At 45.2% G+C, this 13,839-nt stretch carries 15 protein-coding genes; all 15 read left to right on the forward strand.

All coding sequences use genetic code 11. The features are described from left to right. Positions 1-2 precede the first annotated feature (2 nt). Positions 3-2,207: a chemotaxis protein CheA gene (locus MED222_RS02075; protein WP_009848534.1), complete on the forward strand. Its 2,205-nt coding sequence runs from the start codon at positions 3-5 to the stop codon at positions 2,205-2,207. Positions 2,208-2,220: 13 nt separating this feature from the next. Continuing rightward, positions 2,221-3,345, forward strand: coding sequence for a protein-glutamate methylesterase/protein-glutamine glutaminase (locus MED222_RS02070; protein ID WP_009848533.1), 1,125 nt, complete (start codon positions 2,221-2,223; stop codon positions 3,343-3,345). A gap of 10 nt (positions 3,346-3,355) precedes the next feature. After that, positions 3,356-4,138 carry a ParA family protein gene (locus MED222_RS02065; protein WP_009848532.1) on the forward strand — a complete coding sequence of 261 codons (783 nt, stop codon included), beginning with the start codon at positions 3,356-3,358 and terminating at the stop codon, positions 4,136-4,138. Next, positions 4,125-5,264, forward strand: coding sequence for a chemotaxis protein CheW (locus tag MED222_RS02060; RefSeq protein ID WP_009848531.1), 1,140 nt, complete (start codon positions 4,125-4,127; stop codon positions 5,262-5,264). The genes MED222_RS02065 and MED222_RS02060 overlap by 14 nt, the downstream gene beginning before the upstream one ends. A 70-nt stretch (positions 5,265-5,334) precedes the next feature. Next, positions 5,335-5,829 carry a chemotaxis protein CheW gene (locus tag MED222_RS02055; RefSeq protein WP_009848530.1) on the forward strand — a complete coding sequence of 165 codons (495 nt, stop codon included), beginning with the start codon at positions 5,335-5,337 and terminating at the stop codon, positions 5,827-5,829. After that, positions 5,829-6,341: a DUF2802 domain-containing protein gene (locus MED222_RS02050; protein WP_009848529.1), complete on the forward strand. Its 513-nt coding sequence runs from the start codon at positions 5,829-5,831 to the stop codon at positions 6,339-6,341. Before MED222_RS02055 ends, MED222_RS02050 begins: the two co-directional genes overlap by 1 nt. A 278-nt stretch (positions 6,342-6,619) precedes the next feature. Beyond that, positions 6,620-7,237: a cytochrome c biogenesis heme-transporting ATPase CcmA gene (gene ccmA, locus MED222_RS02045; RefSeq protein ID WP_009848528.1), complete on the forward strand. Its 618-nt coding sequence runs from the start codon at positions 6,620-6,622 to the stop codon at positions 7,235-7,237. A 1-nt stretch (position 7,238) separates the two neighbouring features. Next, a complete protein-coding gene (ccmB, locus tag MED222_RS02040; RefSeq protein ID WP_009848527.1) occupies positions 7,239-7,907 on the forward strand; it encodes a heme exporter protein CcmB in 669 nt (222 codons plus the stop codon). Between the two features lie 174 nt (positions 7,908-8,081). Continuing rightward, on the forward strand, positions 8,082-8,822 hold the full coding sequence (locus tag MED222_RS02035; protein ID WP_009848526.1) for a heme ABC transporter permease: 741 nt from the start codon (positions 8,082-8,084) through the stop codon (positions 8,820-8,822). A 14-nt stretch (positions 8,823-8,836) separates the two neighbouring features. Then, entirely contained in the window at positions 8,837-9,043 is a 207-nt protein-coding gene (ccmD, locus tag MED222_RS02030; RefSeq protein ID WP_009848525.1) for a heme exporter protein CcmD, read from the forward strand. Further along, positions 9,040-9,522 (forward strand): cytochrome c maturation protein CcmE, encoded by a 483-nt coding sequence (gene ccmE / locus MED222_RS02025; RefSeq protein ID WP_009848524.1) that lies wholly within the window; start codon positions 9,040-9,042, stop codon positions 9,520-9,522. Before ccmD ends, ccmE begins: the two co-directional genes overlap by 4 nt. After that, a complete protein-coding gene (locus MED222_RS02020) occupies positions 9,519-11,489 on the forward strand; it encodes a heme lyase CcmF/NrfE family subunit (RefSeq protein WP_009848523.1) in 1,971 nt (656 codons plus the stop codon). Before ccmE ends, MED222_RS02020 begins: the two co-directional genes overlap by 4 nt. A 5-nt stretch (positions 11,490-11,494) precedes the next feature. Next, on the forward strand, positions 11,495-12,046 hold the full coding sequence (locus MED222_RS02015) for a DsbE family thiol:disulfide interchange protein (protein WP_009848522.1): 552 nt from the start codon (positions 11,495-11,497) through the stop codon (positions 12,044-12,046). Continuing rightward, entirely contained in the window at positions 12,043-12,531 is a 489-nt protein-coding gene (locus MED222_RS02010) for a cytochrome c-type biogenesis protein (protein ID WP_009848521.1), read from the forward strand. Before MED222_RS02015 ends, MED222_RS02010 begins: the two co-directional genes overlap by 4 nt. After that, positions 12,531-13,751, forward strand: coding sequence for a c-type cytochrome biogenesis protein CcmI (gene ccmI / locus MED222_RS02005; protein ID WP_009848520.1), 1,221 nt, complete (start codon positions 12,531-12,533; stop codon positions 13,749-13,751). Before MED222_RS02010 ends, ccmI begins: the two co-directional genes overlap by 1 nt. The last annotated feature ends 88 nt before the right edge of the window (positions 13,752-13,839 follow it).

Consider the following 13,839-nt stretch of genomic DNA (forward strand, 5'->3'; position numbering starts at 1 on the left):
GTATGAGCTACGATTTAGACGAAGATATTCTTCAGGACTTTTTAGTCGAAGCAGGAGAGATCCTCGAACTCCTATCAGAACAACTGGTAGAGCTAGAGAATAACCCTGACGACAAAGAACTACTAAACGCTATTTTCCGTGGTTTCCATACAGTAAAAGGTGGTGCTGGTTTCCTAGCATTGACCGAGCTGGTGGATACTTGTCATGGTGCTGAGAATGTGTTCGACATTCTAAGAAATGGCCAACGCAGTGTAACATCAGGACTGATGGATACGATGCTACAGGCTTTAGATACAGTCAATGTACAGTTTAAAGCCGTGCAAGATGAGGAAGCTTTAGTACCAGCAGACCAATCTTTACTGGATGAACTTCATCGCCTCTGTAAGCCAGAGTCTGAAGATGAAGTTGTGGCAGTAGAAGCTCCAGCACCGGTTATCTCTGAGCCTATCGTTGCAGCTCCTGAGCCTGTTATTGCTCAGGAACCTACTGTTGAAAGTACAAACATCAGTGCATCTTCCGTGGATGATATTTCTGAAGATGAATTTGAGCGTTTACTTGATGAACTTCACGGCAAGGGTGGTTCACCAACGACATCATCTGTAGACACACCAGCGCCAGCACCTGTGGCACCTCAGCCAGTTGCTGCGAGTGGTGACATTACTGACGACGAATTTGAAAAGTTGTTAGATGAGTTGCATGGTGCAGGTCAAAGCCCGACAGCTGCAAGCTCAACGCCACCACCACCTCCTCCAGTCGCTCCGGTAGCCAAAGCACCAGTAAAGTCTGAAGGCGATGACCTAATGACTGATGCTGAGTTTGAGAGTTTACTTGACCAGTTACACGGTTCAGGTAACGGCCCTTCAATTGAAGAGTTGGATGCTGCGACTAAGCCTGTACAAGCGAAGCCTGAGCCTGTTGCGCCGAAAGTCGCTCCTAAACCACAGCCTGCTCCTGTTGCTGTAAAAGCAGAGCCTAAGCCTAGCGTACCAGCAAAAGCTGAAGTTAAAGCGCCTGCGAAGAAGCAGCAAGCTGAAGCCACAGTTCGTGTTGATACATCAACACTGGATACCATCATGAACATGGTGGGTGAGCTAGTATTGGTTCGTAACCGCCTCGTTAGCTTAGGTTTAAACAGCAACGACGAAGAAATGTCGAAAGCTGTCTCTAACTTAGATGTTGTTACTGCTGACCTACAAGGTGCAGTAATGAAGACGCGTATGCAGCCGATCAAGAAAGTATTTGGTCGCTTCCCTCGCGTTGTCCGTGACCTTGCTCGTACCTTGAAGAAGGACATCGTTCTTGAAATGCGTGGCGAAGAAACGGATCTTGATAAAAACTTAGTAGAAGCACTTGCTGATCCCCTGATTCACTTGGTGAGAAACTCTGTCGATCATGGTATCGAAATGCCGGACGACCGTGTTGCTGCGGGTAAATCTAAAACCGGTAAAGTGATTCTGTCTGCCTCTCAAGAAGGCGACCACATTGAACTGGCTATCGTTGATGATGGCGGCGGTATGGACCCTGATAAGCTTCGTGCAATCGCGGTTAAGCGCGGTCTGATGGATGATGATGCAGCGTCTCGCCTAACAAATAAAGAGTGTTTCAATCTAATCTTTGCTCCTGGCTTTTCAAGTAAAGAAAAGATCTCAGATATCTCTGGCCGTGGTGTAGGTATGGACGTTGTGAAAACAGCGATCAACACACTGAATGGTTCTATTGATATCGATTCAGAGATGGGCCAAGGCACCAAGATAACCATTAAGGTTCCGTTGACACTTGCGATTCTACCAACCTTAATGGTCGGTGTTGCGGGTCACCCGTTCGCATTGCCACTGGCTTCTGTAAATGAAATCTTCCACCTAGACCTAAGCCGCACAAACGTGGTTGATGGCCAGCTAACGATCATCGTTCGCGATAAGTCTATTCCACTGTTCTACTTACAAAATTGGCTTACACCTAAAGAAGGTCTTGTTGAAGGACGTCAAGGTCATGGTCATGTTGTTATTGTGCAACTTGGTAGTCAACGTGTTGGTTTTGTTGTAGATGCGCTTATCGGCCAAGAAGAAGTGGTTATTAAGCCACTTGATAAGCTTCTTCAAGGCACGCCAGGAATGGCAGGTGCGACAATTACAAGTGACGGTCACATAGCATTGATTTTAGATGTGCCGGACTTGTTGAAGCAGTACGCAGCTGCATCAAGAATTTAACTTAAGGATAAATATGGCGATTAAAGTATTAGTCGTTGATGATTCGAGCTTCTTCCGTCGTAGAGTAAGCGAGATCATCAACTCGGAGGCTCGCCTAGAAGTCATCGATGTAGCAGTAAACGGTAAAGAAGCGGTTGAGAAAGCGAAAAAGCTAAGACCTGACGTAATTACCATGGACATCGAGATGCCTGTCATGGACGGTATTACTGCCGTTCGTGAAATTATGGCTGCGTCTCCGACGCCTATTTTGATGTTTTCATCGCTAACGCATGATGGTGCAAGAGCAACGTTAGATGCGTTAGATGCGGGTGCTCTAGATTTCTTACCTAAGAAATTTGAAGACATCGCTCGTAACCGTGACGATGCTGTCGCATTGCTTCAGCAGCGCGTGATTCAGATTGCTGCAAAACGCGCGTTTATGCGACGCACTCCTGTTGCGCCAAGAGCTACCGCAACAGCTACGGCGTCAACATCAGCGCCATTGCGCCAATCTATTTCAGCAACAGCCCCTGCTGCTAAACCAGCGGTTGCTTCAACCGCGAAATTCAGAGCTTCGGGTAAAAAGTATCAATTAACTGCAATTGGTACTTCTACTGGTGGGCCAGTTGCACTACAGAAAATTTTGACACGCATCCCTGCCAGCTACCCGCATCCGATTGTGTTAGTGCAGCATATGCCAGCAACGTTCACCGCTGCTTTTGCTAGCCGCTTGAATACCTTGTGTAAGATTGAAGTTCGTGAAGCTCAAGACGGAGACCTGTTGAAACCTGGGGTGGCTTATCTTGCTCCAGGCGGAAAGCAAATGATGATTGATGGTCGCCCGGGTTCGGCGCGTCTGAAGATTATCGATGGTGGTGACCGAATGAACTACAAGCCTTGTGTAGATGTCACTTTTGGTTCTGCAGCTAAGATCTACGGCGATAAAGTGTTGTCTATGATACTGACCGGTATGGGTGCTGATGGTCGAGAAGGTTCTCGCATGTTAAAAACAGCGGGTTCGACCATTTGGGCGCAAGACGAAGATAGTTGTGTTGTATATGGTATGCCTCAAGCTGTAGCAAAAGCTGGCATTTCTACTGAAGACCTACCTCTAGACCGCGTTGCGGAACGGATTTTGGTCGAAGTTGGGTTAGCTTAGGTAAATCGACATGATTGTTTGGAGTGTTGCAAACCAAAAAGGTGGCGTTGGGAAAACGACGACGACAGTGACCCTAGCTGGCTTACTTGCCTTAAAGGGTCATCGTGTGTTGTTGGTTGATACTGACCCACATGCATCACTAACCACCTATCTGGGTTACGACTCAGATACGGTGGAATCGAGCCTGTTTGATCTGTTCCAGCTGCGTGAGTTTTCTACGCAAGCTGTGAGAGCGTTGACTATACAGACCGAAATTGAAGGTATCGATATTATTCCCGCACACATGTCATTGGCGACATTAGACCGTGTAATGGGAAATCGAAGTGGTATGGGCTTGATCTTAAAGCGTGCTTTAGCCGCTTTGAAAGATGACTATGACTACGTGCTTATCGATTGTCCGCCTATTCTTGGTGTGATGATGGTGAATGCGTTGGCTGCCAGTGATCGTATCTTGATTCCGGTACAGACTGAATTTTTGGCGATGAAGGGTTTAGAGCGCATGATTCGCACTCTAACCATTATGCAGAAGTCTCGCAAAACACCGTTTAAGGTGACGATTGTCCCGACGATGTACGACAAGCGAACGAAAGCATCATTGCAAACATTGACTCAGCTTAAAGATGACTATCCAAACCAAGTTTGGACCTCTGCTGTGCCGATTGATACCAAGTTTCGCGATGCCAGTCTAAAACGTTTACCAGCATCTCATTTCGCATCGGGTAGCCGTGGTGTATTTGCTTATAAACAGCTGCTTATTTATCTCGAGAGGTTAGCGATAAATGAGCGCGAATAACGAATCGACATTGACGCAACCAAGTTTATCGAGTGAACAAGCAATCGATGATTACTTTACCGCGCTGTTAGGCGATGAAAACTTTGAATCTGATGCTTTTCTTGTTGACGAGTCTAGCGACGAATCACAAACTAAAGAGCCAGAGCCAGAGCCAGAGCCAGAGCCAGAGCCAGAGCCAGAGCCAGAGCCAGAGCCAGAGCCAGAGCCAGAGCCAGAGCCACAATTAACGACAAGTCATTATTCAAGCTACGCCGAAATACGCGCTGCAGAATTTGAAGTGCCGAATCTTGAGGATGTTCAGAAACTTCTGAGTCGTTTAGAAGCGACTAATGTTGTCGATGAGCTGAATCTAGATGAGTTGATGGATCGGAACACACAGCAAATTGCTCAGCAGGCAGACATGCAAATGTTTGACGCTGCAGTAGAGTCTGTTCAAGTGTCTGTAGATCCTGAAATTCAAGATTGGGATCTTCCAGAACCTGATTTATCAATTGCTGTAGAGCCACCTGTTGAATCGCAGCAAATTGAAGAGTTACAAGCTGAATCGCTGGAGACGGAGCAAGTAGAAGTTAAGGCTACTGAACCCGATCTTGAATCTCCTCAAATTGAGCCATTTACCGAACTTGAAACTCAAGCTGGTGGAGCCGGTCAGTTTACATCATGGGAAACGACGGCTAGAACTGAAGATTTTCAAGTGCTGTATTTTGATGTGAACGGTGTGACGTTTGCTGTGCCACTTGATGAGCTCGGGGGTATTCATCGCCTCGAAGAGTTAAGTCATATTATTGGCAAACCTGCTTGGTATTTGGGGTTGCAAACTAATCGAGATAGTAAGCTAGACGTGGTTGATACCGCCAAATGGGTGATGCCTGAAAAGCTATTATGTGATGATTATAAAGAAAATTATCAATATATAGTCATGCTTGGCGAAAGCTTGTGGGGGCTTGCGAGCACAGAGCTTAAAGGTACCGAGCTGCTTAATACAGATAAAGTACGCTGGCGAGAAACGGCAGGGAAACGGCCATGGCTCGCTGGTATGGTAAAAGAAAAAATGTGTGCTTTGATCCATGTTGAAGCATTAACCGCCATGCTAAATGCAGGGCTAGACGTAAAAGCATTGGGCTAGTACTACGATTGGTACAATATAAGCATCAAGTTAACAACAGTGGTCGGTAACGACGGCAAGAGGATTATCTATGTCTCATATGAGTGAAGTTGAAGTAAGAAAAGATCAAACAAATGATGAAGTACTTCAATGGGTGACATTTCAACTAGAAGAAGAAACTTACGGCATCAATGTAATGCAAGTACGTGAAGTATTGCGTTACAGCGAGATTGCTCCAGTACCGGGTGCTCCAGACTACGTTTTAGGTATTATCAACCTGCGTGGTAACGTTGTTACTGTTATTGACACTCGTTCTCGTTTTGGTTTGATGCAAGGTGAAATCACTGATAACACACGCATTATTGTTATTGAGTCTGAGCGTCAAGTTATTGGCATTTTAGTAGATAGCGTTGCTGAAGTTGTTTACCTGCGTTCTTCTGAAATCGACACGACACCAAGTGTTGGTACTGATGAAAGTGCTAAGTTCATCCAAGGTGTTAGTAACCGTGATGGCAAGCTTCTTATCTTAGTCGATCTGAACAAGCTGTTAAGTGAAGACGAATGGGATGAGATGGCTCACCTGTAATGTTTGAAGCGCTTCCTTTAAACCCTATTGCTCTGATAGTCGGAGTTGGGGTTTTTACGTTATTCATCGTGATTTTGATTAGCAAAGTAAAAAGTGCAATTCAAAAGCAGATCGATACGTCACGCCTGCAAGTTCGTAACTTGGATAAAGAGCTTCAAAAATCGAGTAAGCAATTACTTGAAGTTCGCTCTGTTGTGGTTGGCCTTGGTCAGAAAGTGACGGAACAGCAAGATCTGATAAAACACTTGAATGAACGTATTGTTGAGTTGGAACATGCGGACACCGATGGGCGTTTGTATACACGTGCAACTAAAATGGTTCAGCTTGGGGCTGGGATAAACGAACTGATCGAAGAGTGTGAATTACCTAAGGCAGAAGCTGAGCTGATGATGTCTCTGCAGAATAAGCTCGCAGGTAAGGAAAAAATCCCTTCGTTAAGAAGTAATCCTTCATCGTATGATGAACAACCTGCATCCTCTCGTGATCGCAGAGACCCGACTCGACGTCGTTAAATTTAGCGCTTACTGCGTAATGAGCAATTGATGTTCATCACGCACACCTCTTAAAAGAAGCTTCGGCTTCTTTTTTTGTGCCTGTTATACCTATATAGAACGATGTTTATAAGTATTTGTATCTAATGCAATATCTTGTTTGTTGATGAAAATGTGTAAATTGTGATGCGGTGGTAACAGTTTCTTACGGAGTTTGTCCTTTCGAAAACGCCTAGTCCTGTTTTGTCACCTTATTGGTGTGCTACTATAGCCCCCTCATTACTCGACTAAATTTACCTATGCTAGAAGTCTCAAATTTAACTGCTATTCGTGACGACAGGGTTCTGTTTGAATCGTTGTCTTTTCAATTGAAACCCGGTGAACTGGTTCAAGTTGAAGGTCGTAACGGTACTGGGAAAACGACACTCCTTAGGATTATCACCGGGCTAGGCGACCGCGATGACGGCACTATCTCTTGGGATGGCGAATCTATTGAGTCGAACCGAGATATGTATCACCAAAATTTGCTTTTTCTTGGTCACCAAACTGGCGTGAAACGCGAGCTCAGTGCCTATGAAAATCTGAGCTTCTATCAATCGATTCACAGCAGTGGAACGAGTAAGGAAGAACTTTACAATGCATTGGCTCAAGTGGGGCTTGCTGGTAGAGAAGACGTACCAGCAGGGCAACTTTCAGCGGGGCAACAGCGCCGTGTGGCATTGGCTCGTCTTTGGTTGAGTAAGCAAATGTTATGGATTCTAGACGAACCGCTGACTGCAATAGACAAGCAGGGTGTTAAGGTTTTGGAGTCTCTTTTTTCTCAGCATGCAGATAACGGTGGCATTGTGTTATTAACCACACACCAAGATATGTTTGCTGATAGCCCGAAACTAAGAAAAATAAAGTTGGGTGAGTAATATGATCTCTTCAATGACAACGATCATCCGACGTGAGCTATTGATCGCATTTCGTCGCCAAGCCGATATCTTTAACCCTCTGTGGTTTTTTATTATTGTCATCACCCTTTTCCCATTGAGTATCGGCCCTGAGCCAAACCTACTTGCACGTATTGCTGCAGGTATTGTTTGGGTAGCGGCTTTGCTTTCTGCATTGCTCTCTTTAGAGCGTTTGTTTCGTGATGATTTTCAAGATGGCGCGCTTGAGCAGATGATGTTGATGCCCATCCCGTTGCAGTTGGTAGTCTTGTCCAAGGTCATAGCGCACTGGTTATTGACAGGGTTACCATTAATATTGATCAGTCCGTTGTTGGCGGTGCTGCTGTCCTTGGATTTCGATACTTGGTTATCGGTAGTCTTAACGTTATCGGTCGGTACGCCTGCATTAAGCTTTATTGGTGCGATTGGTGTGGCTTTAACGGTTGGGTTACAAAAAGGTGGTGTGCTGTTAAGTCTGCTTATTTTGCCGTTGTATATCCCAATTCTTATATTTGCTACATCAGCGATTGATGCCGCAGCGTTAGGCGTTGCGTATAACGGACAATTAGCGGTGTTAGGGGCAATGTTAATGGGCGCGATGACGCTCACCCCATTTGCCATCAGTGCAGCACTGAGAGTGAGTGTTAACTAGTTAATTACCTGGTTAAGATTAACTACGCACTCACTAGCACTTTGCATGTTCAAAGTGAACGATTTAAAGCCTTCAAACTCCTAGAGTCACTGAAAGAAGCTGTAAGCCAAATAAATTATAATAATTATAGCTGTGATAGCTGTAAGCAATATGAAGTAAGAGTGAGATTACAACATGTGGAAATGGCTCCATCCCTACGCCAAAGCAGAAACCTCTTATCAGCTTGCTGGTAAACTTCTGCCATGGTTTTCGATCCTAGCGCTATTGTGTCTATCCGCCGGTACTGTATGGGGGCTTGCATTTGCCCCTTCTGATTACCAGCAAGGCGATAGCTTCCGAATTATCTATATCCATGTTCCGTCTGCAATTTGGTCTATGGGTGTATACATGTCGATGGCAATTGCCGCCTTTATCGGTTTGGTATGGCAGGTAAGGCTGTCAGACATGGCTGCGTTGGCTATGGCGCCTATCGGTGCTGTATTTACCTTTATTGCGTTACTAACTGGCGCTGTTTGGGGTAAACCAATGTGGGGTGCTTGGTGGGTTTGGGATGCACGTTTAACCTCAGAGCTGATTCTTCTATTCCTATATTTAGGTGTTATTGCACTGCACCATGCGTTTGACGACCAAAAAACCGCAGCAAAAGCAGCCGGTATTTTGGCCATCGTTGGTGTCATCAACCTACCTATCATTCACTTTTCAGTAGAGTGGTGGAACACACTCCACCAAGGCGCAACAATTACTAAGTTTGATAAGCCTTCTATTTCAAGTGACATGCTATGGCCGCTTCTTCTTAACATCTTCGGTTTTGCCTTTTTCTTTGGTGCTGTGACTATGGTTCGTTTTAGAAACGAAATCATCAGTAAAGAGAGTCACCGTCCATGGGTTCGCAAGCTAGCGGCTAATAAAGCGTAGTAGGGTAGGTAATTATGTATTTTGAATCTCTGAGTGATTTCTTTGCCATGGGTGGCTACGCCTCATATGTATGGAGTGCATTTGGAATCACATTCCTCGCGATGATCATTTTACTGGTCGTAAGCGTTCGTCGTGGTAAGCAATTATTAAATGAAGTACAAGCTAAGATTGACCGTCAAGCTCGTATTGATGCAGCAAAAAATATGGAGAACACTCTATGAACCCAAGACGCAAAAAGAGGCTAGGCATTATCTTAGCGATCTTTTTTGGTATCAGTGCAACTGTTGGATTGATGGTTTATGCACTTAACCAGAACATGGATCTGTTCTATACACCAACCGAGCTCGTCAACGGCAAAGATGGTAAAAAACCTGAAGTGGGTCAACGCTTACGTATTGGTGGCATGGTTGTAGTCGGCTCTGTAAGCCGTGACAATGAATCATTGCGTGTTAGCTTCGATTTGGCTGATGTAGGCCCTAAAGTGACGATTCTATATGATGGCATCCTTCCTGATCTTTTCCGTGAAGGCCAAGGTATTGTTGCTCAAGGTGTCCTTAAGGATGCAACGACAATTGAAGCGTTTGAGGTGTTGGCAAAGCACGATGAAGAATATATGCCTTCTGAAGTTGCTGAAGCAATGAAGAAAACTCATGAGCCTTTGCAATACACGACTGAACAAAAAGAAGGAAATGCTCAATGATAGCCGAGATCGGCCATTTTGCGATGATCCTGTCTTTGGGACTTGCACTGCTGCTAAGCGTGCTCCCACTGTATGGAGCCGCTCGAAATAACACATTATTGATGAACAGTGCACGACCGCTGTCGTGGGGTATGTTCGGATTCCTAGCGATTTCGTTCTTTATCTTGTGTTACGCGTTCTACACAAATGATTTTACGATTCAATACGTAGCAAGTAACTCGAATAGCCAACTACCTTGGTACTACCGAATTACCGCGGTTTGGGGGGCTCATGAAGGCTCACTACTGCTTTGGGTTCTAATCCAAGCGGGTTGGACGGTAGCAGTTGCAACGTTTAGTCGTGGTATGCCTCAAGAGTCTGTGGCTCGCGTACTGGCGATTATGGGTTTAATTACTGTCGGCTTCTTGCTGTTCATTATCGTAACGTCTAACCCGTTTTTACGTACATTGCCTTTCTTCCCTGTTGATGGCCGTGACTTGAACCCACTACTGCAAGATCCGGGTTTGATTATTCACCCGCCAATGCTTTACATGGGTTATGTAGGTTTCTCGGTAGCGTTCTCTTTTGCAATCGCTTCTCTAATGAGCGGTCGTTTAGATACGGCATGGGCTCGTTGGTCTCGTCCTTGGACAATCGCTGCTTGGTTATTCCTAACAGTAGGTATCGCACTTGGTTCATGGTGGGCTTACTACGAACTTGGCTGGGGTGGCTGGTGGTTCTGGGATCCAGTAGAAAACGCTTCATTCATGCCTTGGTTAGCTGGTACTGCTCTAATGCACTCACTAGCGGTAACCGAAAAGCGTGGCACATTTAAAGCTTGGACAGTCTTGCTGGCTATCTCTGCATTCTCACTAAGCTTACTAGGTACATTCTTAGTTCGTTCGGGCATCTTGGTATCGGTTCACGCATTCGCGTCGGATCCTGCCCGTGGTATGTTTATTCTAGGTTTCTTAGTGTTCGTTATCGGTGGTTCACTGTTGTTGTTTGCTGTTAAAGGCGCATCGGTTCGTGTACGTGGTAACTTCGATTTGGTTTCTCGTGAAAACGCGCTACTCGGCAACAACATCCTATTGATTGCTGCACTTGTGGTTGTGTTAGTTGGTACCTTGCTGCCATTAGTTCATAAACAGTTAGGCTTGGGCTCGGTATCTATCGGTGCACCATTCTTTGATATGTTGTTCTTCTGGTTAATGATCCCGTTCTCGTTCCTATTAGGTATCGGTCCACTGATCCGTTGGAAACGTGATAACCTATCTAAGCTCGTTAAACCTATGCTGATCTCAGGTGTATTCTCACTGGGCTTAAGTGCGCTAATGGTTACGATTTTGGCTGACCGTTTCAGCGGTACCGCTTTTGCCGGTTGGGTAATGGCATTCTGGATTATCTTCATGCATGGCTTTGAGCTTCATGAGCGTGCGACACACCGTCATACATTCCTGAAAGGCCTGACTAAGCTACCTCGTAGCCACTGGGCGATGATGTGTGGTCACATTGGTTTGGCCGTGACAGTGATTGGTATTGCGATGGTGCAAAACTACAGCATCGAACGTGACGTACGCTTAGCACCAGGTGAAAGCTACCAACTTGAAGAGTACAGCTTCCTGTTTACAGGAGTTCGTGACAAAGATGGCCCTAACTACGATGGTTACATTGCTGACTTTGAAATTACCAAAGAAGGCAAATACATCAACACGCTTCACGCTGAAAAACGTTTCTACACAACCGCTAAGTCGATGATGACAGAAGCGGCGATTGATCGTGGCGTAACGCGCGACCTTTACATCGCAATGGGTGAGCGTTTAGACGACAATAAATCTTGGGCTGTGCGTATCTACTACAAACCATTTGTACGTTGGATCTGGGCTGGTTCTCTGATTATGTCGATTGGTGGTGTTATTGCTATCAGTGACCGTCGTTACCGCTTCCGTAAGCCAACGAAAAAGTCTACTAAAGAGCAGGAGGCTTAATTCGAATGAACAAGAAGATTTTATTCATTCCATTGATTGCGTTCATGGTTCTAGCTGGAATCTTTGCGACTCAATTGATGCGTAACCAGTCGGGTGATGACCCGACTAAACTTGAATCGGTATTGATTGGTAAGCCAGTACCTGAGTTCGGTTTAGAAGACTTAGAGCAACCGGGTAAGTTCCATGATCAAGCTATCTTTAAAGGTGAGCCACTGCTTCTAAATGTGTGGGCGACTTGGTGTCCTACTTGTTATGCAGAGCACTCTTACTTGAATAAGTTAGCGGGTCAAGGCGTTAAGATTATTGGCCTTAACTACAAAGATGATCGCAATAAAGCGGTAGGTTGGTTAAAAGAGCTGGGCAATCCATACTTGATCAGCCTGTTCGATGGTAACGGCATGCTAGGTCTTGACCTTGGTGTGTATGGCGCTCCAGAGACTTTCCTCATTGATGCTAACGGCGTAGTTCGTTATCGCCATGTTGGTGACGTGAACCCAACTAACTGGGCATCGACGCTTGAGCCGATGTACCAAGAGTTGTTGGAGGAAGCGAAATGATTAAGAAGACACTGATTGCTCTATTCGCTACATTTGCTATTTCGGCGACTGTTTCTGCTGCGCCTATCGAATTTCATGAATTTGATACCGTTGATCAAGAGCAGCAGTTCAAAGAGCTAAGCAACACGCTGCGTTGCCCTAAATGTCAGAACAACACCATTGGTGATTCGAACGCAGAGCTTGCGGTTGATTTACGCCAAAAAGTGTATGAAATGACAAAAGATGGCAAGTCGAAGCAAGACATCATTGATTACATGATTGCTCGCTACGGTAACTTTGTTACTTACAACCCACCACTCACATTAGCCACATCAATCCTTTGGGTTGGTCCGTTTGCGGTAGTCGTGTTTGGTTTCGGTTTGATCATTTTACGAAGCCGAAAGTCAAAGTCGAAAGCAGTAGAGTCAGATAAAGACTGGGATGCAGACAAAGAAGCTCGTTTAAAAGCGTTACTCGATGAAGAGAACGACGGAGATAAGAAGTAATGACTCTATTTTGGATTTCTACCATTATCCTTTCGCTAGCAGCTATTTTCTTAATTGTTCTGCCCTTCATAAATAAGAAGGCGAACAATGATGAAATGCTTCGCGACGAGTTGAACAAAGCATTCTATAAAGATCGTCTCGTTGAGCTCGAAGTAGAAGCAGAAGAAGGCCTTGTTGATAACCAACAAGAGCTGATCGCTGATTTGAAACAGTCTCTACTTGATGATGTACCTGCGCAGAAAGAGATGAAGAAGACCCAAATCTCAACATTGGGCGTCGTAGTACCATCTATTGTCCTAGTCGTGGTTGTTACATATGGTATGTACTTTCAGTTTGGTGCTTTGGATAAAGTCCAACACTGGCAAGAAGTGAGTTCAAACCTTCCTGAGTTGTCTAAAAAGCTAATGTCATCGGAAGGTGGTGCATTAACGGATGATGAATTAGAAGATTTGACTCTGGCACTTCGTACTCGTCTGCACTATCAACCAAAAGATTCGACAGGTTGGTTACTATTAGGTCGTATTGCATTGGCTAACCGCGACGCGGAAACTGCGAAAGATTCGATGCAAAGAGCTTACAAGCTTGAGCCAAAGAATGAAGATGTTCAGCTAGGTTATGCACAAGCATTGATGCTTTCACCTGATGATGCGGATCAAAACCAAGCTCGTTTAATTTTGAGCCGTTTGATTCAAAACGACTATGTTGATCTTCGTGTGTTCTCGTTGCTAGCGTTTGATGCGTTTGAGCGTCAAGACTACCCAGGTGCTGTTAAGTACTGGAGCATCATGCAACAGATGATTGGTCCACAAGACAGTCGCTATGAAATGTTGTCGCGCAGTATTGAAAGTGCACAGAAGAAAATGGGCAATGCTATGGGCGTTGACCAAGGTAAAACTGTTGCTGTAACGCTTGAGTTATCTGGTGATGTGAATGCTGCCCCTAGTTCAGTGTTAGTTGTATCAGTGCACAGTGCTGACGGCTCACCAATGCCGATTGCTGCGGCTCGTTATCCGCTAGGAACTTTCCCTCGTACTGTCGTTCTTGATGATGGCAACAGCATGTTGGAAGGGCAGAAGTTGTCCAGCCTTGAAACTCTAATGGTTAGAGCTAGGCTTGATACAGATGGTAACGTTTCAACTCGAGACGGTGATTGGTACGGTGAAAGTGAAGTGGTTGAACTGGGTGCCCCAGTTACCATTGATATCAATAAGCAATATTAATCATTACTTTGCATAGGTGTTAGCTATTCCGATTTATTAAAAAACGGTATAGACTTACGCAACCAATTGAGGCCAGCGATTGCTGGCC

It is taken from the genome of Vibrio sp. MED222, from assembly GCF_000153005.1.
GTDB classification, from domain to species: Bacteria; Pseudomonadota; Gammaproteobacteria; order Enterobacterales; family Vibrionaceae; genus Vibrio; species Vibrio tasmaniensis_A.